General features: G+C 71.2%; 22 protein-coding genes and 2 pseudogenes. 15 read left to right on the forward strand and 9 right to left on the reverse strand.

Annotated features, from left to right (window positions below; all coding sequences use genetic code 11):
- Window positions 1-12: 12 nt before the first annotated feature.
- Complete coding sequence (locus tag ACZ69Q_RS30880) at window positions 13-1,485, forward strand: tryptophan 7-halogenase (protein ID WP_471047961.1); 1,473 nt, start codon at window positions 13-15, stop codon at window positions 1,483-1,485.
- A gap of 120 nt (window positions 1,486-1,605) precedes the next feature.
- Here the strand turns inward: ACZ69Q_RS30880 and ACZ69Q_RS30885 are convergent, their stop codons facing one another.
- Window positions 1,606-2,097, reverse strand: coding sequence for a DUF6194 family protein (locus ACZ69Q_RS30885; protein ID WP_471048263.1), 492 nt, complete (start codon window positions 2,095-2,097; stop codon window positions 1,606-1,608).
- Between the two features lie 47 nt (window positions 2,098-2,144).
- Between ACZ69Q_RS30885 and ACZ69Q_RS30890 the strand changes: the two genes are divergently transcribed.
- The gene (locus tag ACZ69Q_RS30890) at window positions 2,145-2,891 is read left to right on the forward strand and encodes a MerR family transcriptional regulator (RefSeq protein WP_471047964.1); all 747 of its coding nucleotides are present in this window, start codon (window positions 2,145-2,147) and stop codon (window positions 2,889-2,891) included.
- A gap of 17 nt (window positions 2,892-2,908) precedes the next feature.
- Here ACZ69Q_RS30890 and ACZ69Q_RS30895 read toward each other — a convergent pair whose 3' ends face one another.
- Window positions 2,909-4,315 (reverse strand): alpha/beta fold hydrolase, encoded by a 1,407-nt coding sequence (locus tag ACZ69Q_RS30895; protein WP_471047967.1) that lies wholly within the window; start codon window positions 4,313-4,315, stop codon window positions 2,909-2,911.
- 409 nt (window positions 4,316-4,724) lie between these two features.
- On the opposite strand from ACZ69Q_RS30895, the gene ACZ69Q_RS30900 reads away from it, so the two are divergent.
- Window positions 4,725-5,696, forward strand: coding sequence for an NAD(P)-dependent alcohol dehydrogenase (locus tag ACZ69Q_RS30900; RefSeq protein ID WP_471047970.1), 972 nt, complete (start codon window positions 4,725-4,727; stop codon window positions 5,694-5,696).
- 301 nt (window positions 5,697-5,997) lie between these two features.
- On the opposite strand, the gene ACZ69Q_RS30905 is transcribed toward ACZ69Q_RS30900, so the two are convergent.
- From ACZ69Q_RS30905 to ACZ69Q_RS30915, 3 genes are all read right to left on the reverse strand, one after another.
- Entirely contained in the window at window positions 5,998-7,395 is a 1,398-nt protein-coding gene (locus tag ACZ69Q_RS30905; protein ID WP_471047973.1) for an MFS transporter, read from the reverse strand.
- 182 nt (window positions 7,396-7,577) lie between these two features.
- The gene (locus tag ACZ69Q_RS30910; RefSeq protein ID WP_471047977.1) at window positions 7,578-7,805 is read right to left on the reverse strand and encodes an EF-hand domain-containing protein; all 228 of its coding nucleotides are present in this window, start codon (window positions 7,803-7,805) and stop codon (window positions 7,578-7,580) included.
- Between the two features lie 97 nt (window positions 7,806-7,902).
- A complete protein-coding gene (locus ACZ69Q_RS30915; protein WP_471047980.1) occupies window positions 7,903-8,892 on the reverse strand; it encodes an aminoglycoside phosphotransferase family protein in 990 nt (329 codons plus the stop codon).
- A gap of 193 nt (window positions 8,893-9,085) precedes the next feature.
- Between ACZ69Q_RS30915 and ACZ69Q_RS30920 the strand changes: the two genes are divergently transcribed.
- The 7 genes from ACZ69Q_RS30920 (at window position 9,086) to ACZ69Q_RS30950 (ending at window position 16,803) form a co-directional block, all read left to right on the forward strand.
- Entirely contained in the window at window positions 9,086-9,775 is a 690-nt protein-coding gene (locus ACZ69Q_RS30920) for a GAF and ANTAR domain-containing protein (protein ID WP_471048267.1), read from the forward strand.
- Between the two features lie 306 nt (window positions 9,776-10,081).
- On the forward strand, window positions 10,082-11,770 hold the full coding sequence (gene abc-f, locus ACZ69Q_RS30925) for a ribosomal protection-like ABC-F family protein (protein ID WP_471047982.1): 1,689 nt from the start codon (window positions 10,082-10,084) through the stop codon (window positions 11,768-11,770).
- Between the two features lie 118 nt (window positions 11,771-11,888).
- The gene (locus tag ACZ69Q_RS30930; RefSeq protein WP_471047985.1) at window positions 11,889-13,226 is read left to right on the forward strand and encodes an MFS transporter; all 1,338 of its coding nucleotides are present in this window, start codon (window positions 11,889-11,891) and stop codon (window positions 13,224-13,226) included.
- A 17-nt stretch (window positions 13,227-13,243) separates the two neighbouring features.
- The gene (locus ACZ69Q_RS30935) at window positions 13,244-13,912 is read left to right on the forward strand and encodes a response regulator transcription factor (RefSeq protein WP_471047988.1); all 669 of its coding nucleotides are present in this window, start codon (window positions 13,244-13,246) and stop codon (window positions 13,910-13,912) included.
- Window positions 13,913-13,921: 9 nt separating this feature from the next.
- Window positions 13,922-15,343 (forward strand): sensor histidine kinase, encoded by a 1,422-nt coding sequence (locus ACZ69Q_RS30940; protein WP_471047990.1) that lies wholly within the window; start codon window positions 13,922-13,924, stop codon window positions 15,341-15,343.
- Window positions 15,340-16,332 (forward strand): TAXI family TRAP transporter solute-binding subunit, encoded by a 993-nt coding sequence (locus ACZ69Q_RS30945; RefSeq protein WP_471047993.1) that lies wholly within the window; start codon window positions 15,340-15,342, stop codon window positions 16,330-16,332. The genes ACZ69Q_RS30940 and ACZ69Q_RS30945 overlap by 4 nt, the downstream gene beginning before the upstream one ends.
- A 75-nt stretch (window positions 16,333-16,407) precedes the next feature.
- Entirely contained in the window at window positions 16,408-16,803 is a 396-nt protein-coding gene (locus ACZ69Q_RS30950) for a TOBE domain-containing protein (protein WP_030955054.1), read from the forward strand.
- Window positions 16,804-16,828: 25 nt separating this feature from the next.
- On the opposite strand, the gene ACZ69Q_RS30955 is transcribed toward ACZ69Q_RS30950, so the two are convergent.
- The 4 genes and pseudogenes from ACZ69Q_RS30955 to ACZ69Q_RS30970 all read right to left on the reverse strand — a co-directional run bounded on the left by ACZ69Q_RS30955 (window position 16,829) and on the right by ACZ69Q_RS30970 (window position 19,866).
- Window positions 16,829-17,989, reverse strand: coding sequence for an NAD-dependent formate dehydrogenase (locus ACZ69Q_RS30955; RefSeq protein ID WP_471047996.1), 1,161 nt, complete (start codon window positions 17,987-17,989; stop codon window positions 16,829-16,831).
- A 105-nt stretch (window positions 17,990-18,094) separates the two neighbouring features.
- Window positions 18,095-19,030, reverse strand: a pseudogene (locus tag ACZ69Q_RS30960) (LysR family transcriptional regulator).
- A gap of 57 nt (window positions 19,031-19,087) precedes the next feature.
- Window positions 19,088-19,237 (reverse strand): annotated as a pseudogene (locus ACZ69Q_RS30965) (helix-turn-helix domain-containing protein); the annotation flags it as partial.
- 146 nt (window positions 19,238-19,383) lie between these two features.
- Window positions 19,384-19,866, reverse strand: coding sequence for a molybdopterin-dependent oxidoreductase (locus ACZ69Q_RS30970; protein WP_471047999.1), 483 nt, complete (start codon window positions 19,864-19,866; stop codon window positions 19,384-19,386).
- Between the two features lie 138 nt (window positions 19,867-20,004).
- Between ACZ69Q_RS30970 and ACZ69Q_RS30975 the strand changes: the two genes are divergently transcribed.
- The 5 genes from ACZ69Q_RS30975 to ACZ69Q_RS30995 all read left to right on the forward strand — a co-directional run bounded on the left by ACZ69Q_RS30975 (window position 20,005) and on the right by ACZ69Q_RS30995 (window position 23,848).
- Window positions 20,005-20,391 (forward strand): TOBE domain-containing protein, encoded by a 387-nt coding sequence (locus tag ACZ69Q_RS30975; RefSeq protein WP_471048002.1) that lies wholly within the window; start codon window positions 20,005-20,007, stop codon window positions 20,389-20,391.
- 91 nt (window positions 20,392-20,482) lie between these two features.
- The gene (gene modA / locus ACZ69Q_RS30980) at window positions 20,483-21,310 is read left to right on the forward strand and encodes a molybdate ABC transporter substrate-binding protein (RefSeq protein ID WP_471048004.1); all 828 of its coding nucleotides are present in this window, start codon (window positions 20,483-20,485) and stop codon (window positions 21,308-21,310) included.
- Between the two features lie 11 nt (window positions 21,311-21,321).
- Complete coding sequence (gene modB / locus ACZ69Q_RS30985) at window positions 21,322-22,194, forward strand: molybdate ABC transporter permease subunit (protein WP_471048270.1); 873 nt, start codon at window positions 21,322-21,324, stop codon at window positions 22,192-22,194.
- On the forward strand, window positions 22,191-23,276 hold the full coding sequence (locus ACZ69Q_RS30990; protein ID WP_471048007.1) for an ABC transporter ATP-binding protein: 1,086 nt from the start codon (window positions 22,191-22,193) through the stop codon (window positions 23,274-23,276). Before modB ends, ACZ69Q_RS30990 begins: the two co-directional genes overlap by 4 nt.
- A 152-nt stretch (window positions 23,277-23,428) precedes the next feature.
- A complete protein-coding gene (locus ACZ69Q_RS30995; RefSeq protein WP_471048008.1) occupies window positions 23,429-23,848 on the forward strand; it encodes a TOBE domain-containing protein in 420 nt (139 codons plus the stop codon).
- Window positions 23,849-23,854 lie beyond the last annotated feature (6 nt).

Below are 23,854 nucleotides of genomic sequence, written 5' to 3' on the forward strand. Positions count from 1 at the left end.
CAGGAGCCCTTGATGACCTCGGACTACGACCTCATCGTCGTGGGCGGCGGGCCGGCCGGCTCGACCGCCGCCACGGCAGTGGCCCTGCGGGGTCACCGGGTGCTGCTGCTGGAACGGGAGACCTTCCCCCGGTACCAGATCGGCGAGTCGCTGCTGCCCGCCACGGTGCACGGCCTGTGCCGCATCCTCGGAGTCGCGGACGAGGTCGCCAAGGCGGGCTTCACTCTCAAGCGGGGTGGGACCCTGCGCTGGGGCCGCGCCAAGGAGCCCTGGCAGTTCTCCTTCGCCATGACACCTCGCCTCCCCGAACCCACGGCGACGGCGTTCCAGGTGGAGCGGTCCCGGTTCGACGAGATCCTGCTGCGCAACGCGGAGCGCGTCGGCGTCGAGGTTCGCGAGGGCAGCCCCGTACGTCGTGTGCTCACCGAGGGCGAGCGGGTGCACGGCGTCGACTACACCGACCCGGACGGAACGGCGCGCACGGCGCACGCACGGTTCGTGATCGACGCGTCCGGCAACACCAGCCGGATCCACGGCCAGGTCGGCGGAGCTCGCGTGTACTCCGACTTCTTCCGCAACCTCGCCGTGTTCGGCTACTACGCAGGCGGCCGTCGGCTCCCCGAGCCGAACAGCGGCAACATCTTCTGCGCCGCGTTCGACGCCGGCTGGCTCTGGTACATCCCGCTGCGCGACGACCTGACCAGCGTCGGCGCGGTGATCTCGCCCGAGCACTACGGGGCCGTCCAGCAGGACCCGCGCGCCGCCTGGCAGGACATGATCAAGGCGTGCCCGGAGGTCGCCGGGCTCCTCACGGACGTACCGGTCGCGACCGAGCCGCCGTACGACCAGGTACGCGTGCGCAAGGACTACTCCTACTGGAAGAAGTCGCTGTGGACGCCGGGCATGGCCCTGGTCGGCGACGCCGCCTGCTTCGTCGACCCGGTGCTCTCCTCGGGCGTCCACCTGGCGACGTACGGCGCGCTGCTGGCCGCCCGCGCGGTGAACTCGGCCCTGGACGGCAGCGTCCCCGAGGAGCGCGGCTTCGCGGAGTTCGAGGCGCGCTATCGCCGCGAGTACAGCGTGTTCTACGACTTCCTCATCGCCTTCTACGACATGGAGCGCAACGAGGACTCGTACTTCTGGGCGGCGAAGAAGGTCACCGAGGTCGACATCGACGAGGCCGCCGCCTTCGCCGAACTGGCCGGCGGAGTGGCCTCCGGCGACGAGGCGGTGGGCGCGACCGGCCGACTCGGCACCTACTGGAGCGCAGCCGCAGCCGAACTCAACGCCGCGGTGGACCACCTGACGGCGACCGGCGAGTCCCGAGCGAACCCCCTCCTGACCACCCAGGTCGTCACCGACACCTTCCGCAGCGGCAACGCCCTCCAGGAACAGGCCCTCTACGGCGGCCCCCTCGACGACCCGACCCCACCCACCCCCGACGCCCTCACAGTCACCGCGGACGGCCTGTCCTGGGTCGTGTGAGCGGGACGGGGCTGGTCGGAATCCCGCCGCGACCGGACCAGAAGACGTAGGGTCGCCGACCGCTGCCGGGTGGCGGGGTGCATGGCAGCCTCGCGGCGCATCGGATACGGCGGTCCGCGATCACGGAGTGAGGTCGGCGCCGCCGTCAGGGGTTCGCAGCTCCTGTCGCCGTTCGCCTCGGGCGCGAGCCGCCTCGTGGGCGTCTTGTAGGAGTTGGACAACCTTGTCCGCTGTCCGCTCGCCGGGATTGACGACACAGATCCAGCCGAGGGCGCCGTAGACCGGATGCGGCAGGACGGTGTCGGTGGACGTGTGGTCGCGCGGGCGGCTGATGCTGTGGGGCTCCTCCCCCGTGAGTTCCTGGAATGTGGCACGGTCGACGTGGATGTTCACGCGCCAGCGGCCCGGAGGGTCGAGGTCGCAAGCCGTGTCGTCGGGGTAGTCCTTCGTGACGATCGTTCCGTAGGGCTGGATGTTGTGCGGGATCCGGCCGTCGGGGCTGTAGTAGAAGAACGCGTCTCCCCACGCCACCTCGGGAAACTCGCCTTCCGGTCCCGGGACGAGCACGAGGGCGCCGTCGAAGCCGCGCACCCTGGCGATGATCTGTTCCATACTCATGGTTCAAGCATCACCTTCAAGTGCTTATGTGGGGTTCATCGATGAGCGAGGCTTCGAGCGCCGCGCGGCGAGCGCCACTCAGAACGGTCGATGTGGCCAAAGCCTCGGGATACTCGTTGCAACAGGTCCGCGACCTGGAGCGGCTGGGGGTCATCCCCCCGGCCGCTCGGTCGGGCAACGGCTACCGCGCCTATACGTCCGTGCATGTGGATGCGCTTCACGCCTATCGAGGGCTCGCGAGCGCCGTGGGGCCGGTTACCGCTCGGGAGGTGCTCAGCCGGCTCCGCTCTCAGACACTCGCCGAGGCCGCCTCGGCGATCAGCACACTGCACGTACAACTCGCGCGCGAGCGCGAGGAGGCACTGCGTGCTCAGCAGGCGCTGCGGGCGATCCGGACCGAGGCGGACGCACCCGAGGACGAGGACGAAGGTGACGCGATGACCATCACGCAGCTCGCCGGCGCACTCAACGTACGCGCCTCGACCCTGCGGTTCTGGGAGGAGGAGGGACTTGTCGTCCCCGAGCGGGTGACGTCCCTGCGAGCACGGCGCTATGGGCTTCCGGCCATTCGAGCGGCCCGAATCGTCGCGGCCCTGCGCAGCACCGGACACGGCATTCCCGCAGTCCGCGAGATCATCGATTCGCTGCATCGGCTCGACGGCCAGGAGGAGACGCAGCGCGTCCTGCGAGAACGCCTCGATCAGATCGCCACCCGCACCGTGGCGCTGCTCCGGGCGGGCGCGGATCTGGCAGCCGTCGTCACTTCCGCAGAGGAGCAGAGAAGCTGACGCCCGCAACACGATGCCTAGCAGCGGCTCCCGGGTGCTGGGAGGACGAGCGCCGCCAGGTAGTCGTCCACGGCGTCGCGTGTGCAGTCGTTGCGCCGGTAGACGCTGTGCCCTGCACCCTCGTACGGCAGCAGAACGGTCGTATCGCGGGTCTGCTGCTGCACGTTGGCCGCCCAGGAGAAGTGATTCGCCGGGTCGTGTCGCGAATGCAGCAGGAGGATCTTGGGTGCCTCGGTGATGTGGAGAGGGTGCTGGGGGTTGTTCACCTGGTTCGGCCAGCCGATGCAGCCGGCCACCGCTTCGTGCACGCGAGGCGTGCCGCGCATATGGGGTGCGGCCTCGAGCTCGGCTTGGGTGAGGGAGGCGTACTCCCGGTAGTTCTTCGGCCGCATTCGCCAGTCCTGGCAGAACACCGCGTGGAAGGGCTGCGCCTGGGTCGGCCCAGCGGTCCGGGACGTTCGGGGCCGGGCCGGCTCGCGGTCGGTCCGCCGGGTTCGGTCTCGGTACTGCTGTCCTTGCCTTGGCTTCTGGCCGTCCAGTTGCGCCACGAAAGCGGCCAGCTCGGCCCGGTCCGGGCCGTAGAACGCCTTGAAGGCGAACAGGGTGACCTCGTTCGCGGTGAGCGTCCGTTCCGGGTGTTCCGGGTCGTGCAGTTCGCCTCGGTCCGCCCGGGCGAGCACACCGTCCCATACGGCGGTGACGTCCCGGCCGTACAGGGCGCAGGCGGCGGTGGTCTCACACCACCTCACGAACTGGTCGAAGGAGTCCTCCGCCGCGACCGCCGAGGACGTCATGAACTCCTTGGTGCCGAGGCTGTGGTCGACGTTCGCCGTGAGGGCCATGGCCCGGATGCGGTCGCCGTACTCCTCCGCGTACTGCTGGCCGATCAGTGTGCCGTAGGAGTGCCCGAAGTAGTTGATCTCGCTCTCGCCCAGGGACCTGCGGAGGGCGTCCATGTCCCGGACGACGCCCAGCGTGTCGGCGTGGTCGAAGACGGGGCCTGTGTGTCGCCGGCAGTCCGCTCGTAACGCGCGGTTGTACTCGGCGAGTCGGTCGAACTCCGCCTGGTTTCGGGGGTAGGGCGAGGGCCGTTCGGCCAGCAGCTCGGTCGAGCACATCACTGGCTGGCTGCCGCCGACGCCTCTCGGGTCGAACCCGACGATGTCGAACCTCGCCAGGGTGTCCGCGCTGAACTGGGCCGGAGCGCGCCGTACGGCGAAGTCGACACCCGAGTCGCCCGGCCCACCCGGGTTGACCAGCAGCACACCCACCCGGCGAGCCGGATCGGCCGCTCTGCGACGGGCCACCGCGAGATCGAACGTCTCCCCGCCCGGGCGAGCCCAGTCGACCGGCAGTCGCAGGGTCCCGCACTCCGCCGTCGCGTCCTGAGTGCAGGGCGTCCAGGCGATCGGAGCAGTCGGCACCTGCGCAGGATCGTGCATCGTCATGGTGTCGGGGGGAGTTGAGGCATCCCGGGCTTCGTCACCCGAGGCCGGTGTTCCGCCGGCGAGCACTCCGGTGGCGAGTAATCCGACGGCGAGCGCTCCTGTGAGTGCTCTGAACAGCGGTTGCATGCAGTTCCTTTCCCAGGCGTCTCTGACGGATCACGGGGCGGTTCTCGATCAACCGTGGCGGGGGTCGGAAAGGGTCACAAGCGTGAAGGAGAGGAATCAGGGGAGAGGCAGGGGCCGTGGTCAGGGGTTCCTCCGGGCGACGCCTAGGGGTTGCGCCGCACGGACCCGGAGCCGGGCCCGTGCCGTGCGGCGGCTTGGAGTACCTGTCCGTCCTCGATCGGCCGATGTGGAACGAGGGCATTGCCGCTACGGTTCGCCCATGAAGGCAGCAGTGCGCAGCCGGTACGGGCCGCCAGACGTGGTTCGGGTCGCCGAAGTGGACAAGCCGTCGGTCGGTGAGGACGACGTACTCGTCAGGGTGCACGCGACCACCGTGAACCGTACGGACTGTGCCTACCGTGCCGCCAAGCCGTTCTTCATGCGTGCGCTCACCGGCCTGGCCCGTCCGCGGCGGGTCGTGCTCGGGACCGAGTACGCGGGTGTCGTGGAAGCGGTCGGCAGCGGTGTCGCGTCATTCGGCGTCGGCGACCGGGTGTTCGGATACAACGAGGGCGCGTTCGGCGCCCATGCCGAGTATCTGGCGGTCCCGCAGGGCGGTGCGATCGCGGCGATGCCCGAGTCGGTGACGTTCGAGGAGGCAGCGCCCGGCACCGAAGGAGCGCACTACGCCCTGTCGTTCCTCCGGGTCGCCCGAGTGCGCGCCGGGCAGGACGTCCTCGTCCACGGCGCGACGGGTGCCATCGGTTCGGCGGCCGTGCAGTTGCTCAAGCATCAGGGGGCCAACGTGACCGCGGTGTGCGACACGGCCCGCCTGGAGCTGGTGAAGGGCCTCGGGGCGGACCGGGTCGTCGACTACACCGCGCAGGACTTCACCAAGGACGAGCAGCGATACGACGCCGTGTTCGACGCGGTCGGCAAGAGCACCTTCGGCCGATGCAGGCGGCTGCTGAAGCCCGGCGGACTGTATCTGTCATCGGAGCTCGGCCCCGGCTGGCAGAACGTGCTCCTGCCGCTCATCACACCCCTGTTCCGCGGTAGGAGGGTGAAGTTCCCCCTTCCGCAGCAGAATAAGGAGATCGTGCGGCACATCGGCAGCCTCATCGAGGAGGGCGGCTTCAAGCCGGTCGTCGACCGGCGCTATCCCCTGGAGCAGATCGCCGACGCCTATCGGTACGTCGAGACCGGGCAGAAGATCGGCAACGTCGTCATCAGCGTCGTACCGCCGCACTGAAGACCGAGCCGCCCGACGGTGTTCTCCGTGGCGGGCGGCTCGCGTCGCAGGTGTTCAGAGATCGAGGTCGGCGACGGCGCACTGTAGGCGTCCTGGGCCGCTGGACGACACCGGCCGGTAAATGCCGGTGGCGGGATTCGAACCCGCGTTACCCGCTTGAGAGGCGAAGTAGCCGCAGCCTGCGCACCTGAACACCCCATACGCTAGCTCCGGTTGCGGGGGCGTGCATCTGGATTTACCGGCGGGCGGCGGGGGGTCGTGGTGTGTGTACGCGTGCGGTGGTCTGCGGCACCGTCCGCCTTCAACGCGTCCGCGTTGTCCGGGGCTTCGGCGGCACGCACAGCCAGGCGAGGACTGCGGCCATGAGGTAGGCGAGCGCGCCGATGGCCATGCTGGTGCGCAGTCCGGTGCCGTGGTCGCCGGCCGTGGCGAGCAGACTGCCGCCGAGTGCCACGCCGGTGGCGCTGCCGATCTGACGGGTGGTGTTGAACAGGGCCGAGGCGGTGCCCGAGTAGGCCGGGGGCGCGGCGCCCATCACCGTGGCGGTCGAGCCGGTCAGGGCGAAGGACGTGCCGAACCCCGCCGCCATCATCGGCGCCACCAGCAGCGCATACGCGGGGTCGGATCCCGCGGCGGCCCAGCCGGCCAGGCCCAGCGCGCCCAGGAGCATGCCGGAGACCACCAGTGGACGGTCGCCGGTACGGCGCGTCAGTCGTCCGGACAGGACGGAGGCGAACATCGTCATCGCCACGGCCGGGAACAGCGCCAGGCCGGTTTCGAGGGCGCTGTAGCCGCGCTGGTGCTGGAATTCCAGACTCGCGGTGAAGACCATGCCGTAGAAACCGAAGTTGAACAGCAGGCCGATGACGGCACCGCCGCTCATCGCGCGTGAGTGCAGCAGGTTCAGCGGGAGGGCGGGGGTGCGGGCGAGCCGCTCACGTACCACGAACGCCGCGGCGGCCAACACGGCCAGGCCCAGACCGGCGAGTACGGCCGGGTCGGACCAGCCGCGCCGGCCGGCCTCGTTGAGCCCCGCCGTGAGGAGGGCCACCGATGCGACGACCGCGCACTGGGCCGGCCAGTCGAGCGCCCGGTCGGCGCGCCGGGGCGAGCGGGACACGCGTCGTAGCGTCAGGGCGAGGCAGGCCGCGCCGACCGGGATGTTGATGAGGAACACCCAGCGCCAGCCGACCGTGGAGACGAGCAGGCCGCCCAGGAGCGGGCCGGCGGAGGCCGCGATGCCCGCCATCGAACCCCACAGGCCGAAGGCCCGTGCGCGGGCGGCCGGTGCGGGGTAGGCCTGCTGGAGCAGGGCCAGGGATCCGGGCACGATCAGCGCCGCGCCGAGGCCTTCCACCAGTCGGGCGGTGACCAGGAAGGGGGCGTTCGGTGCGAGCGCGCACGCGGCCGATGACACCGTGAACACCGCCACGCCCGAACAGAAGACCCGGCGGTTGCCCAGCCGGTCGCCCAGCGCGCCGCCCGTCAGCAGGAACCCGGCGAAGACCAGGGTGTAGCCGTCGGTGATCCACTGGATGCCGGTGAGCGAGGCCGACAGTTCGCGGCCGATCACGGGGACGGCGACGTTGATGATCGTCACGTCCAGGATCACCATGAAGTACCCGGCGCAGACCGCGAGCAACGGTGCCCAGGAGCGTTGCCGGGGCTCGCCCTCGCCGGTCGACTCCGCGAACGCCACGGCTCGGTCTCCCTCTTGTCCGCGGAAGTACGACGTCGAGAGTCACGGTAAGGGATATAGGCCGCATATCGCTGGATCACGGTCATCGATCGACATGGAGACCTTGAGCGCGACCAGGCACGGCCGGGGCATATCGGATCCGTCGGTCGAGCCGGCGAACACCCCGCCGCCCAGGCCCTGTTCTACTTCAAGGCCTTCCGCGCGGCCGTCACGGCCTCCTCGTACCCGAGGGCCCCGTCGCGGTCCTTGTCGGCTTCCTCGAACGCCCTTCGGGCGTGAGCCGTGTCGATGCCGATGCCTCTGAGGGCCGCCAGGAATTCCTCGATGTCTATCCGACCGTCGCCGTCCGCGTCGCCGATGATCCTCATCTGGTCGGTGACGGCCTTGAGTGCCGGGTCCAGCGTGGTCATCTCGTCCTCCAGCCGGTCGTCTGGATGTGACTCCTGCCAGGCTGGGTGATGACCGGGCCGCTCGCGTGTCCGGGCGGCCAATCGAGTGACGGTCGCCTCACGCGCCCTGTGTCCCGGCTGCCTCCGCCCCACCATTGCCCGACCCGTCCCGCCGGCCGCTCGTGACGCGGTTCAGCAGCGCCTCCGAGATCGCCACGGCGGACGGGTCGAGCGCGGTCTCACCGTCCTCGACGTCCCACAGCGCGTTCTGAAGCAGTCGCCCGAGCGTCCAGCCGGTCGCTCGTGCGCGGTCGAGGTCGAGGGCCGAAGTGAGGAGGTCGAAGCGGCGCCGCACCACCCGCGAGATGTCGCCCTTCACGGCCGGCTCGTCCCACCTGCTGTTCAGGGCCGGCCACAGGTCGAACCCGGGGTCGCCGGCCAGCGGCTCGGGGTCGATGGCGAGCCACGGCTCGCGCTCGGCGGCGAGGACGTTGTCGTAGTGCAGGTCCCAGTGCAGCATCCGGTCTCCGGGCTCGTCGACCAGCTCGGCCACGGCCGACGCCCAGTCGAGCAGGAGCCGTCGATCCGCGGGGTCGGCCAGGGCCGTCACCGCCTGAGGGGCCTGTTCCAGCATCTGCGTGGCGATATCGCCGAGGCTGCGCAGTCCCGGCGGCGCCGGTACGCGGACCAGCCGGGACTGGAGCTCGGCGAGGATGCCCATCGCGACGTCGTCGTCCTCGACCGAGGCCAGCGGGCGGGCGGCGTCCAGGCGCTCCAGGAGCATGGCGGAGCCCTCCGGATCATGGTCCAGCAGCCGCACCATGCCCTCGCCGTTCCAGGTACGCAGCCCCACGAGCGCGGCGGCGACCTCCTCTCTCGGCATCTGGAGCTTGAGGACCGCATGTGTGCCGTCCCTGCGCAGCACCGGCAGTACCAGCGAGGCCTCCCCGGATCCGGGCACGCCGTCGCCTCTCAGATCCCAGCGCTCCAGGACGTCCGCGGCGAGAGCCGGCAGTCCGGCGATCCAGGCCCTCCCCTCGTCCCCGAAGGCTCTGGCGTACGACGTCGAAAGGGTCTGAGGGACCTCGACCGCTGATAAGGGGCTCAAGCCGGGCTTCCTTCGATGCGGACGGTGGGATCGCGCATTTCGCCGCAACCTATCGGAGCGCCGAGGACACGCGCGGCCCTCGCCCCTCGCTTCTGGTTCCCCACCTGTCGTCATCCGTCTCGGGACCCGCCGCGCCCTGCATGACATGCTGGGTACAGGGCCGACCGAGGCGAGCCGAAAGGTGGCGTACGCGATGGACTGGGCTCGGTTCGCACAGCAGATGGCGTCGATGGCGCGCGATCTGCTGGCTCAGGAGTCGGTCGACGCCACCTTGGAACGGATCACCGCCTCGGCGATCGAACTCGTGGAGGGGTGCGACGCGGCCGGAATCCTGGTGCTGCACGGCAAGCAGGTGCAGACGCTGGCACCCACGGACCAACTGGTCGTCGACAGTGACCAGTTGCAGGAGCAACTGGGCGAGGGGCCCTGCTTCGACGCCGCCGACACGAGGAAGGGCGAGCGGGTGTTCCGTATTCCGGACCTCACCCTGGAGCAGCCACGGTGGCCCTCCTTCGCGCCCGCGGCCCGCCGGCTCGGCGTCGGCAGCATGATGGGCTTCCTGCTCTACACCGAGGACGAGGAGCTCGGTGCACTGAACACCTACTCGCGCGAGGCCGGAGCCTTCACCGAGGCGAGCGAACTGGCCGGCTGGCTGCTGGCCTCTCATGCCGCGGTCGCCTTCTCCAGCGCCCGCACGAACGCGCAGATGGAGACCGCCGTCGCCACCCGCCACATGATCGGTGAGGCCATGGGCCTCATCATGGGCAGACACGACCTCACCGAGGAACAGGCCTTCGACGTGCTGCGCCGTTACTCGCAGGAGAACAACGTCAAGCTCCGTGAGGTCGCCCGCCTGATCTGCGAACACGGCAGGCTGTCCTGACAGGAAGGCGGCTCCCCCGGCTCGTGGTCTGAACCAGAGGAGCCTGGCTGGACCCGACCCCCAGGGGAACGCCGCCGAGCCCTGCCTCTTATGCCAAGTCCCCAGACCCACCCGTTTCACGCCGCATCGGCGGCGATATATCGGTTCCCTTGCGCGAACAGAGCGTCCAGGATAACGAGTGGAGACGAGACGGTTCGTTTTGTTATGGTGGACGCGTGACTTTCTACTACTTCCGCTGAGTCCGGGCACGGCCCTCGCCGCCGTCTCCGCCGCCCGTCGACACCTCGCATCCCCAGGGAAAGTCACATGCGCGAACGCGCCCACACCTCCACGCCCGCTGCCGCGGCGCAGCTCTCCGTCAAGGACGTCACCAAGTCCTACGGCACCCGGACCGTCCTCGACCAGGTCGCCTTCACCGTCCGCCCGGGTGAGAAGGCCGCCGTCATCGGCGAGAACGGCTCCGGCAAGTCGACCCTGCTGCGGCTGCTCGCCGCGGCCGAGGAGCCGGACGCCGGGGAGCTCACCGTGCGCTTCCCCGGCGGCATCGGCCACCTCGCCCAGACCCTCGACCTCGACCCGGACTGCACCGTGCAGGACGCCGTCGACCTCGCCCTCGGCGAACTGCGTGACATGGAGGGGCGGTTGCGTGCGGCGGAGGAGAGCCTGGGGCAGGCATCCGCCGACGAACTCGCCGCGTACGGTGAGCTGCTGATCGCATACCAGGAACGGGGCGGCTACGAGGCCGACGCGCGTGTCGAGGCGACCCTGCACGGCCTCGGGCTCGCCGCGATCACCCGTGACCGCGTGCTCGGCTCGCTGTCCGGCGGGGAGCAGTCCCGGCTCGCGCTCGCCTGCGTGCTGGCCGCCGCCCCCGAACTGCTGCTTCTCGACGAGCCGACCAACCACCTCGACGCGGCGGCCGTGCACTGGCTTCAGGAGCACCTGCGTGCGCACCGCGGCACCGTGGTCGCGGTCACCCACGACCGTGGCTTCCTGGAGCGCGTCACCACGACGATCCTGGAGGTGGACCGGGACACGCACACCGTGCGCCGCCACGGTGACGGCTGGTCCGGGTACCGCGCCGCGAAGGCCGCCGCCCGGCGCCGCGCGGAGCAGGATCACATCGAGTGGCTCCAGGAGACGGCCCGTATCGAGGAACTGCTCGGCGCGGCCGGGAAGCGGCTCGCGGGCACCGGCAAGGACCCGCGACAGGGCTTCGGCAAGCACCGCCGCTCGCACGAGGCGAAGCTCGGCGGGCAGGTGCGCGCCGCTCGGGAGCGGCTCGCTCACCTGCGGCGCAACCCGGTGGCGGCGCCGCCGCAGCCACTGCGGTTCACTGCGGCACTGCCGGCGACGGGCGAGGAGCGTCCGGCCGGCGGCGAGCAGGACAGCACCCACGATCAGGGCCACGACCGCGATCGGCCCCTCGCCGAACTCGACGGCGTGGTGGTCGGCACACGGCTCCGCCTGGACGGGGCGCTGACCGTCGCACCCGGTCAGCGCCTGCTGGTCACAGGCGAGAACGGGGCCGGCAAGACGACTCTGCTGCGCGTCATGGCCGGTGACCTCGATCCGGACGCCGGCCGGGTACGCCGTCCCGCCCGCATCGGGTACCTGGCACAGGAGCTCCCCGCCCGCTCCACACGACTGCCGTTGCTCGCCGCCTTCGCGGCCGGGCGGCCCGGCGTACCGGACGAGTACGCCGAACAGCTCCTGGCGCTGGGCCTGTTCCGCGAGGAGGACCTGCACGTCCCGGTCGCGGCACTGTCCGCGGGTCAGCAGCGGAGGCTTCAGATCGCCACGCTGGTGACGCGGCCCGCCGACCTCCTCGTACTCGACGAGCCCACGAATCACCTCGCGCTGGACCTGGTCGAGGATCTGGAAGCGGCACTCGCGGCCTACCCGGGAGCAGTGGTGGCGGTCTCGCACGACCGCACCTTCCGAGAACAGTTCCCGGGCGACCGGCTCGAGCTGCGCGGCGGCCGCAGGCGCTGACGCGAGGAGGGACGCCCCTCCGTCCTAAGGGACTGTTAGGTCTTCGTTCGCGCTGTTGAACGGGGCTGTCGGGCCATCGACTCTGTGTGCCTCCGGGCCGCAGACAAGGGAGTTCTCGATGGCCACACAGACCACGTCCGCGGATGCGCGCAAGTCGCGTCAGGGCGAGCGCAGGGTTGTCAGCAATATCGTCCGTGGATCGATCGGCAATCTGATCGAGTGGTACGACTGGTACGCGTACACCGCGTTCAGTGTGTACTTCGCCGCCGCGTTCTTTCCGTCCGGCGACCAGACCGCCCAGTTGCTGAACACCGCCGCCGTGTTCGCCGTCGGCTTCCTGATGCGGCCGATCGGCGGCTGGGTGCTGGGGCGGTATGCCGACCGGCGTGGGCGGCGCTCGGCGCTGACACTGTCGGTGACGCTGATGGCGGCCGGTTCGCTGATCGTGGCGCTGACACCGTCGTACGACGCGATCGGCGTCGCCGCACCGGTGCTGCTGGTGACCGCGCGACTGCTGCAGGGGCTGTCGGTCGGCGGGGAGTACTCGACCTCGGCCACCTATATGTCGGAGGTCGCCTCGCCCGGCCGGCGCGGCTACTACTCCAGCTTCCAGTACGTCACCCTCATCGCCGGCCAGTTGACCGCGCTCGGCCTCCAGATCATTCTCCAGCAGCTTCTCAGCGGCACGCAGATGGAGTCGTGGGGCTGGCGGATCGCGTTCGTCGTCGGTGCCGCCGGGGCGATCGTCGTGCTGTGGCTGCGTCGCGGCATGGACGAGTCGGAGAGCTTCGAGCGCGTGGCCGCCGAGGCCGAGAAGGGTGCCGGTCCGGCGCGGGGCAGCCTTCGCATGCTGCTGTCGTACCCCCGGCAGTGCCTGATCGTGGTCGGCCTGACCATGGGCGGCACGCTGTTCTTCTACACGTACACGACGTACCTGCAGAAGTTCATGGTCAACACCAGCGGCATCGCCAAGCCGACGGCGGCCTGGATCAACTTCTTCGCCCTGCTGGTGTTCGTCCTGCTCCAGCCGGTGATGGGGCTGCTTTCCGACCGGATCGGACGGCGTCCGATGCTGATCGGGTTCGGCGTGCTGGGCGCGATCGTGGTGGTGCCCTCGCTGACCCTCCTGTCGCACACCAGCGATCCCGTGTACGCGTTCCTGCTCATGGTCGGTCCGCTGGCCGTCAGCTCCCTGTACACGTCGATCAGCGCGGTGGTGAAGGCGGAGCTGTTCCCGACATCGATCCGGGCGCTGGGCGTCGGTCTGCCCTACGCGCTGACCGTGGCCCTGTTCGGCGGGACCGCCGAGTACGTCGCCCTGTGGTTCAAGGACGCCGGCCACGAGAGCTGGTACTTCTACTACGTCACCGCCTGCGTCCTGGTCTCGCTGCTCGTCTACATTCGGATGCGCGAGACGTCGGACGGATCGCCGCTGGAGAGCGAGGCGAAGGACTGACCGGGAGGGTGGCGAGCGTGCGCGTACTGCTGGCCGAGGACGACGACGGGGTGGCGGGTGCGCTGACCGAGGTCCTGTACGAGCACGGTCATCTGCCCACCCGGGTGCGGCGCGGCGAGGACGTCCTCGCCCGCCACCGCCAGGCCGACCTGCTGTTGCTCGACCTCGGCCTGCCCGACCTCGACGGGCTGGAGGTCCTGCGCAAGCTGCGCGCGGTGAGCGGCCTTCCGGTCGTGGTCCTCACCGCGCGGGGCGACGAGCGGTCGGTGGTGCGGGGCCTGCGGCTGGGCGCCGACGACTACCTGGTCAAGCCGGTGCGGCTGGCCGAGCTGCTGGCCCGGATCGAGGCAGTCACCCGCCGCGCCGCCACCCCGACCGCGCCGGCGGCGCCTGAGTCGCGTACGGTCCGTGCCGGTGACGTCGAGGTCGATCTCGACGCACGCCGGGTGACGGTGGGCGGTGCGGAGGTGCGGCTGACCACGAAGGAGTTCGCGGTGCTGGCGGCGCTCGCGGGCCGGGCCGGTACGGCGGTCAGCCGCCAGCAGTTGATGGACGAGGTGTGGGGCGACGCCTATCTGGCGGTGTCCCGCTCGCTCGACGTCCATCTCACCCAGTTGCGGGCCAAACTCGGCCGCCCGCAAGTGCTGACGACGATCCGCGGCTTCGGCTACCGGTTCGGCTGCTGATCCCGGCCCATGCGCACTCGGGTGCTGACCGTCGTCCTGGCCTTCGCGGTACTCGCGGTGGCCGGTTTCGCCGTGCCCCTGCTCGGCGTCACCGCCACCCAGCGCACCGAGCAGCTCGTCGCGGCCCGCACCGGCGACCTCGACCGTTTCGCCGGTCTGGCCGAGCAGGCCGCCGAGAGCGGCGACACCGGGGCGCTGACCGCCGAGGTGAGCAGGTACGCGGAGCTGTACGGCGAGGGGGTCGTGGTCGTCGACGCCCGCCGCGAACCCGTGGTGCAGGCGGGCGGTCTGCGCGCGGCGGACCCGGTCGTCGCCGGGCTGGTCGACGCGGCGTTGCGCAACCAGCGCGTGTCGCCCGGGGGTACGCTGCGCCCCTGGTCCCGGGGCGACCAACTGCTCGCCCGCCCGGTGGGCACCGGCACCCGGGTGTCCGGCGCCGTGGTGCTGCGGGCCTCGGTGCGGGCGGCCGCCGACGACATCGCCCTGCGCTGGGCACTGGTCCTGGCCGGGGCGGGCCTGTTCGCCGTGGCCTGCGTGCTGCTCGCCCGTGCCGCCACGCGGTGGGTCGTACGGCCCCTGCACCATCTGGACCGTGCGGTGGGCGCGCTCGCGGCGGGGCTGCCGGCCGAGCACGCCCGGGGCGGCGGTCCGCCCGAGCTGCGGCAGCTCGCCACCGGCTTCAACCGCATGGCCGACGCCGTGACCACGGCGCTGGAACAGCAGCGCCGTCTGGTCGCCGACACCTCGCACCAACTGCGCAATCCGCTCGCCGCGCTGCGCCTGCGCATCGACTCCCTCCAGCTCCGCCTGCCCGACTCGGCCACCCGCACGTACACGGGGGTGACCGCCGAACTGGAACGCATGGAGCACCTCCTGGACGACCTGCTCGCCCTCGCGAACGCCGAGCACCGCGCGGGCGAGCTGGCCGTGACGGACGCACCACAGGCGTGCTGCGACGCGACCGGGGTCGCCGAGGCCCAGGGTCGGCTTTGGCACCCGGTGGCCCGACAGGCCGGCGTCCGCCTCGACCACGTCCCAGGCCCTCTCGTCCTCATGGCCTGCACGGAGGGTGAACTGGCCCAGGTCGCCGACATCCTCCTGGACAACGCGATCAAGTACGCCGGGAGCGGCGCCCGCGTCGAGACGCGCTGCTTCACCGAGGGCCCGCAGGCGGTGTTCGAGGTGCGGGACGACGGTCCGGGGCTCGGCGCGGCGGAACTGCCGCAGGCGGGAACCCGGTTCTGGCGCTCGGAACGCAACCGCGACGTTCGCGGCAGCGGCCTTGGCCTCGCGATCGCCGAGCAGTTGGTGGCAGGGCGTGGCGGACACGTCGAGTTCACGTCGGCCGAACCGCAGGGCCTGCGGGTCAGGGTCGTACTTCCACGCGCCGATGAGCGGACGACATCCACGGCGAAGGGCCGTACGCCATGACCGGCCCGGCCCGCCGCACGGCCCTGCGCGCCGCCGTCGGCATGGCCTGCACGGGACTGCTCGCCGCCGCCGGGACGGCCGACACCCGGCGCACGGACCGTGGCCCGCAAGGCAGGCTGCGCATCGCGACCGGCGAGTCCGGCAACCTCTACGCGGCCTTCGGCCGACTCCTCGCCGACCAGGTGCGGGCGGCCTACCCCCGGCTGTCCTGCGAGGTGATGAACAGCGAGGCCAGCGTGGACAACATACGCATGCTTCAGGCGCGCCGGGCCGACGTGGCGCTGTCCCTGGCCGACATCGCGTGGGCGGCGTACGACGGTTCGGCACCGTTCGGCCGGCCGGTCCCGCTGCGGGCCATCGGCCGGGTGTACGAGAACTATCTCCAACTCGCGGTGCGTGCGGACGCTCCGATCCGCACGGTCGCCGACCTGGCGGGGCACACGGTCTCGCTGGGCGCGCCCGCGTCCGGCGGTGCCGTCCTCGGCGACCGCCTGCTGCGTGCCGCGGGACTGACCCCCGGCTCCGACGTGCAGGTCCGCCGCCTGCTGCTGCCGCAGGCGGTGGGCGCGATGCGCGACGGCACGATCGACGCCCTGCTGGTGTCGGGTGGCCTGCCGCTGCCCGCGCTCTCCGGGCTCGGCGCCCGGCACGGCATACGCCTGCTGCCGCTGGCCGCGCTGCTCCCCCGCCTGCGTGCCGGCGCGGAACCCTCCGGACCGGGCCTCGAAGCGGTCACGGTGCCGGCGGGCGCGTACCGGGGCACGCCCGAGGTGACCACCATCGGCGTCGCCAACCTGCTCCTGTGCCGCCCCGACCTGCCCTCCCCCATCGCAGCCGCCCTCACCGACGTCCTGGTCCGCCGCGCCACCCACCTCGTCCCCACCTCGGCCCTCGGCACCCAGTTCCTGGACGCCCGCAGCCTGATCTCGACCGGCCCCGTGCCACTGCACCCCGGGGCCGTCGTCGCGTACCGCGAGCTGCACGGCTAGCCACAGGCGGACGCCCCCGCCCGTGAGAGTCCCTCCTGCACAGACCACCCACGCCCCTGACCTATCTTGGCCTGCATGCAGGCATACACGATCGGCCAGGCCGCGCGGCTGCTCGGCGTCAGTCCGGACACCGCGCGGCGGTGGGCGGACGCGGGGCGGGTGGCGACCCATCGCGACGAGAGCGGCAGGCGGCTCATCGACGGGAAGGACCTGGCCGCCTTCTCGGTGGAACTCGCCAAGGGCGGCAGCGGTGAGGAGGACGCCTCCTACACCTCGGTCCGCAACGCCTTTCCGGGCATCGTCACCGCGATCAAGCTGGGTGACGTGGCGGCCCAGGTGGAGATCCAGGCCGGACCGCACCGGCTGGTGTCGCTGCTGACGCGGGAAGCCGTGGAGGAGTTGGGGCTGGAGGTGGGGATGGAGGCCACCGCCCGGGTGAAGTCGACGAACGTGCACATCGACCGCGTGTGAGGGCGCCGGGAGGTGGCCTCCGGGGTCACTTGGCGACCGAGTAGGAGTGTGCGCCGGTCCCGGCGAGGGCTCCGCCGTCGACGATCAGGTACTCGTCGCGGATCGGGCGCTGCGCGAACCAGGACTCCAGGATCTCGCGTGTGCCGGCGGCGTAGCGTGCCTGCGCCGACAGGGAGGAGCCCGAGATGTGCGGGGTCATGCCGTGGTGCGGCATGCTGCGCCACGGGTGGTCGGCGGGAGCGGGCTGCGGGTACCAGACATCGCCCCCGTAACCGGCCAACCGGCCGCTGCGCAGGGCGCGGTCCACGGCGTCCCGGTCCACGATCTTCGCCCGGGCCGTGTTGATGAGATACGCGCCGCGCTTCATCGTCGCCAGCAGCTTGTCGCCGAACAGGCCCTCCGTCTCGGGGTGCAGCGGTGCGTTGATCGTGACGACGTCGCAGTGCGGCACCATGTCGGCGGTCGTCGCGTGGAAGGTGAGCCCCAGCTCCTCCTCCACCTCGCGCGGCAGCCGGTGCCGGTCGGTGTAGTGCAGCTTCACATCGAAGGGGGCCAGCCGGCGCAGCACCGCCAGGCCGATCCGCCCGGCGGCCACCGTGCCGACGTGCATGCCCTCCAGGTCGTACGAGCGGGCCACGCAGTCGGCGATGTTCCAGCCGCCGTCCAGCACGACCTGGTGGGAGGGCAGGTAGTCGCGCACCAGGGACAGCGTCGTCATCACCACGTGCTCGGCGACGCTGATGCTGTTGCAGTACGTCACTTCGGCGACCGTCACCCCGTGCGCGATGGCCGCGTCGAGGTCGACGTGGTCCGAGCCGATGCCCGCGGTGACAGCCAGCTTGAGGTTCCTGGCGGCGGCGATCCGCTCCGCGGTGAGGTACGCCGGCCAGAAGGGCTGCGAGATGACCACGTCCGCGTCGGCCAGTTCACGGTCGAAGACGGACCCGTCGCCGTCCTTGTCCGAGGTGACGACGAGTGTGTGGCCGGCCCTCTCCAGGTAGTCGCGCAGGCCCAGTTCGCCGGAGACGCTGCCGAGGAGGTGGCCGGGCGTGAAGTCGACGGCCTCAGGGGTGGGGGTGGTCTGGCCGCCGGGGTAGTGGTCGATGGCGGGGAGGTCGTCGCGGGCGTACGTCGTCGGGTATCCGTCGGCGGGGTCGTCGTACAGGACGCAGAGCACCTTGGCCATGTCACGGCTCCTCAACTGGCGTTGCTAGAAGGTGCGGTTCACGATCCTCGCCGCGGAATGCCCTGGTCAAAGCGAACTTTGCTATGCCTGTACAGCCGACGGCTATCAGCGGTCGTGAGCATCGAGATACGTCCGCAGCAGTGCGTCCAGCGCCTCCCGCACTCCGGCCTCCCGCGCCACCGCCAGCAGGGCTCCGGCGAGGACGGAGGGCGGGTCGTCAGGGCCGGTCACCAGCCCCACCCTCGGTCCGTGCGCGGGCCCTGCCAGCGGAACCACCCGCATCCCCTCCGGTACGCCGAACATGTGCAGCCAGGCGTGCGAGATCACGCTCGACCAGCGGCCCCGGGGAAGGTGCGCGTACAGGCCGGCGACGGTGTCCGACTCGATCGCGGGGGCGGCGGTGGCGCCGTCGGCGGCGAAGCACTCGTCCATGATGCGGCGGTTGCGCATACGGGAGTTCAGCAGGCACAGCGGGAGGGCGGCGGCCTGCGACCAGCTCGCCGCACCGGCGCTCGCGAGCGGGCCGTCCAACGGCGTAAGCAGCACGTACCGCTCCTCGTACAGGGGTAGTCGACGCAGGTCGCCGAGCGTGTCGTCGTCGAGGTACGTCATCGCCGCGTCCAGCTCGAACTCGGTGAGCCCGTCGGTGATGTCGGCCGAGGACAGCGACTCGATGCTGACGCGGGCTCGGGGGTGCCGTTCGCAGAAGGGGGTCGTCAGGAGGGAGGCGGCGGGCAGTGCCGTGGGAACGACGCCGAGACGGAGCGTGCCGGTGAGGCCGCCGCGCAGGGATGACAACTCCTGGCGCAAGCCGTCCCGTTCGGCGAGCATGCGGTGCGCCCAGGCGAGCACCACCTCGCCCTCGGGAGTCAGGCCCTCGTAGCGTCTGCCCCGGCGCACGATCGGCACGCCCAGTTCGTGCTCCAACCGCCGTATCGCCGCCGACAGGGAGGGTTGGGAGACGTAGCAGGCGGCGGCCGCGCGGACGAAGTGACGTTAGCGGGCGAGGGCGACCAGGTATTCGAGCCGGCGTAGTTGCATGCGGGTCCTCCCGGGGTTCCGATGGGCCTACCCACCGGGCCCGCCGGTCACGACCGGCAGCAGGGCCGCCCACAGGTCGAGGCGGTCGGCGAGGCGGGACAGGTCGCGGCCGGTGAAGTACTCGATGCGCTGGATGCGGTAACGGACGGTGTTGACGTGCAGGTGCAGCGCCTGCGCGGTGCGGGCCCAGGACCCGTCGCAGGCGAGGCAGCGGGGCGGCCGAATCGTTCGCCAACGCCCTGCGCGACGCGACGGGCGTCCGCTTCACCGAGGTCCCGCTGACCCGGGACCGGGTGTGGCTGGGGTTGCGGGACGCGGGCGTGACCTGAGCGAGGGGCCCTGCTGCATCGCCGTCAGCCCCAGGCTCGGTAACCGCCGTCCACGTGGATCGCCTCGATGCCGCTGATGTAGCGGGCGCCGCAGCGGTCCTGGGGCAGGACGAGCTGGGACCCGGCCCGGTCGAGCGGGGTGTCGTCCATGGCGACCGCCAGCAGGACGGGGGCGCGGCCGAGGTCCGGGTCGATCTCCGCCCAGGACAGCAGGGCGCGGTGGCCGTCGGCGCCGCGCACCGCGATCAGGAAGCGCAGCCGGTCCTTGCGGCGCGCGGCGTCGAAGACGGGACGGGCGTCCATGAGCACGTCGTGCAGGAGCGGTCCGGTGAAGCGGTGGCGCTGGATGCCGCTGGTCGCGCACTCGAAGGCGACCTCGGCCCGATGCTGGGGCCAGCCGCGCAGATCGGACACCGTCAGCCGGGCCGGCCGGTCCAGGTCTCCGGCGAGGACGAGTTGCGCCGCCGGTCCGGCGGTCGTACAGGCAGCGGCGAGGGACTGACTCACGGGCTACCACCTCCTGGATGACCGTACCCAAGCAATGCTCCCGTACAAACGCACATGCCATGCCAGTCCATGGATGATCCGGCTCATGCAAAGCGACAAGAGACTTTCCCCTCGCATCTGCGGCAGTATCATCAGCGCATGCACACCTACCGGATCGGTGACGCGGCAGCGTTACTCGGCGTGAGTGCCGACACCGTGCGGCGTCTGGTGGACGGCGGGAAACTGACCGCCGCACGCGACGGGCTGGGCCACCGGATCATCCCCGGCCCGGCGCTCGCCGCCTACGCCCGGCAGTTGCACCGGGCCGAACGGGAGTCCACCGGCTCCTCGGCCCGCAACCGGTTCGCCGGCATCGTCACCGATGTGACCCTCGGTGATGTGTCGGCTCAGGTGGAGATGCAGGCAGGGCCGTTCCGGGTGGTGGCGATGGTGAGCCCTGAGTCGGCCGAGGAGCTCGGGCTGGAGCCCGGCATCCCTGCCGTCGCCGTGATCAAGTCGACCAATGTGGTCGTCGAACGGCCGTAGACACCGCAGGACCCGAACGAGGTCGTAAGGCCTTGAACAAGGTCGCAAGACCGTGGCTGAGTCCGTCAGGACCAGAGGGAGTGGACCCGTGATGACCCGTTCCGTGCGCCGGACCCGCCGGATGCTGAAGGTGACCGGCGCAGGCGCCGCCGCGCTGCTGGCCCTGAGCGCCTGCTCGTCCTCCGACTCGGACCCCTCGTCCTCGTCGGACTCCGCCGCGTCGGACTCCGCCTCGGCGAAGCCGTCCGGCGAGGTGACCGTGTTCGCGGCGGCCTCGCTGAAGGAGAGCTTCACAACGCTGGGCAAGGAGTTCGAGAAGGAGCACCCGGGCACGAAGGTGACCTTCAGCTTCGGCGGCAGCGACGCGCTCGCCGCGAGCATCACCGGCGGCGCGCCCGCCGATGTCTTCGCCTCCGCCAGCCCGAAGACGATGAAGATCGTCACGGATGCCGGGGACGCCTCCGGCACGCCCGCGACCTTCGTGCGCAACCAGTTGGAGATCGCGACCCTGCCCGGCAACCCCGACAAGATCACCTCCCTGAAGGACCTGACCGGGTCGGACCTGAAGGTCGTGCTGTGCGACAAGACGGTGCCGTGCGGTGCCGCCGCCCAGAAGGCCATCGACGCCGGCAAGCTGAAGCTCACACCGGTCTCCTACGAGGAGGACGTCAAGTCCGCCCTGAACAAGGTGGTACTCAAGGAGGCCGACGCGGCGGTCGTCTACAAGACCGATGTGAAGGCGGCCGGTGACAAGGTGGAGGGCGTGGAGTTCCCCGAGTCCGCCGACGCCATCAACGACTACCCGATCACCGTGCTGAAGGAGTCGCAGAACACCGAGGCCGCCAAGGCGTTCATCGCGCTGGTGCAGTCCGCCCAGGGCCAGAAGGTCCTGAACGAGGCCGGGTTCCTGAAGCCGTGACCGGCCCTTCCATGGACAAGGCCGACGCCGCGGACACCCTGACCGGTGGCCCGCGGCGCGGCCGCGTCCGCGGGCACCGAGGACTCCACGAGGGCCGTCGCGTTCGCGGGGGCGCCCCGTTGCCGCTCCTCCTGCCCGCCCTGATCGGCCTGGCCTTCCTGGTCCTCCCGCTCGTCGCCCTGCTCATTCGCGCCCCGTGGCGCAACATGCCCGACCTGCTGACCAGTTCCGAGGTGTGGCAGGCGCTCCAGCTCTCCTTGCTCTGTGCGACGGCGGCGACCGCGGTGAGCCTGGTGATCGGGGTGCCGCTGGCCTGGCTGCTGGCCCGGGTGGAGTTCCCGGGGCGCGGTCTCGTACGGGCCCTCGTCACCCTGCCCCTCGTCCTGCCGCCGGTCGTCGGCGGTGTGGCGCTGCTGATGGCGCTCGGCCGCAACGGCGTCGTGGGCAGGTGGCTGGACGACTGGTTCGGGGTCACACTGCCGTTCACGACGGCGGGTGTGGTGGTGGCGGAGGCGTTCGTCGCGATGCCGTTCCTCGTCATCAGCGTGGAGGGCACGCTGCGTGCCGCCGACCCGCGCTACGAGGAGGCCGCCACGACTCTGGGCGCCTCCCGCTTCACCGCGTTCCGCCGTGTCACCCTGCCGCTGATCGCCCCCGGCATCGCCGCCGGTGCCGTCCTCGCCTGGGCCCGCGCGCTCGGCGAGTTCGGCGCGACGATCACCTTCGCCGGCAACTTCCCGGGCCGTACCCAGACCATGCCGCTAGCCGTGTACCTCGCCCTCCAGAACGACCCCGAAGCGGCGATCGCCCTCAGCCTGGTGCTGCTCGCCGTGTCGATCGCGGTGCTGGCCGGGTTGCGTGACCGATGGATGACCGCCTCATGACCGACACCGAGCAGACCACCGTCGAGGCTCCCACCGGGACCGGTGAGGGCCTCCACGCCCGACTGGTGGTGGAGCGTGGCACCTTCCGACTGGACGTGGCCCTGACCGCCGCACCCGGCGAAGTGGTCGCGCTCCTCGGTCCCAACGGCGCGGGCAAGACGACCGCGCTACGGGCCCTTGCCGGTCTCGTGCCGTTGTCCGACGGTCACCTCCGACTGGACGGCGCCGAGTTGCAGCGGACGCGGCCGGAGTCCCGGCCGGTCGGGGTCGTCTTCCAGGACTACCTGCTCTTCCCGCATCTGTCGGCGCTGGACAACGTGGCCTTCGGGCCGCGCTGTCACGGAGCCACCAAGGCGGAGGCCCGCGCCCAGGCCGCCGAGTGGCTGGAGCGCATGGGTCTCGCCGCGCATGCCGCGAGCAAGCCGCGCAAGCTCTCCGGCGGCCAGGCCCAGCGTGTCGCCCTCGCCCGCGCGCTGGCCACCCACCCCCGGCTGCTGCTGCTCGACGAGCCGCTCGCCGCACTCGACGCCCGCACCCGCCTCGACGTCCGCGCCCAGCTCCGCCGCCATCTGGCCGACTTCGAGGCGGTCGCCGTACTCGTCACGCACGACCCGCTGGACGCCATGGTGCTGGCCGACCGGCTGGTCGTCATCGAGGACGGCCATGTCGTCCAGGAGGGCACGCCGTCGGACATCGCCCGCCATCCGCGCACCGACTACATCGCGCACCTGGTCGGACTCAACCTCTACCGGGGTGAGGCGGAAGGGCATGTGGTCCGGGTCGACGGCGGTGCCGCGATCACGACCACCGAGAAACTCACCGGCCCGGCCTTCGTCGCCTTCCCGCCCGGTGCCGTCACCCTGCACCGTGACCGCCCGACCGGCTCCAGCGCCCGCAACCTCTGGCGCTGCGAGGTCGCCGGCCTGGAGACCCACGGGGACCAGATCCGCGCCGACCTCACGGGCGGACTGCCGCTGGCCGCCGACCTGACGACGATCGCCGCCGCCGAGCTCGACCTGCGTCCCGGAGCCACGGTGTGGGCGACGGTGAAGGCGACCCAGACGCACGCGTACCCGGCGTGAGAGGTGGCGCGCCCGGTTCTGCGAGGGCGGGCAGCGCCTTCGCCTCGCGGTTGCGACGGGGTTCCCGTAGGCCGCGTGCCTGCCGGACTACCGTTGACCGCACATCATCCCCAACGGGGAGAAACACCCCATACCCTGCGAGGCGTACGACCATGAGCCTGAGCATCCGCAACCAGATCCCCGGCACCGTCACCTCCGTCACCCCGGGGGAGGCCATGGCGACGGTCAAGGTCCGCCTCGACGGGGGTCAGGACGTCACCGCCGCCATCACCGTCGACGCGGTCAGGGATCTGGGCCTCGCGGCGGGCTCCGCCGTACAGGCCCTGGTCAAGGCGACGGAGGTCGCGCTGGCCACCGGCCCGGTGGAGGGGCTGTCCATCCGCAACCGGCTGCCCGGCACTGTGCGCGAGGTCGCGAGGGGTGCCGCGATGGCCTCGGTGCGGGTCTCGGTCGACGGCGGCGAGGTGACGGCCGCGATCACCGCGGACGCGGTCGGAGAACTGGGACTGGCAGCCGGCTCCGCCGTCACCGTCCTGTTCAAGTCGACCGAGGTGTCCCTCGCCACCGTGTGAGACCGA

The organism is Streptomyces sp. NPDC036764, assembly GCF_055609385.1.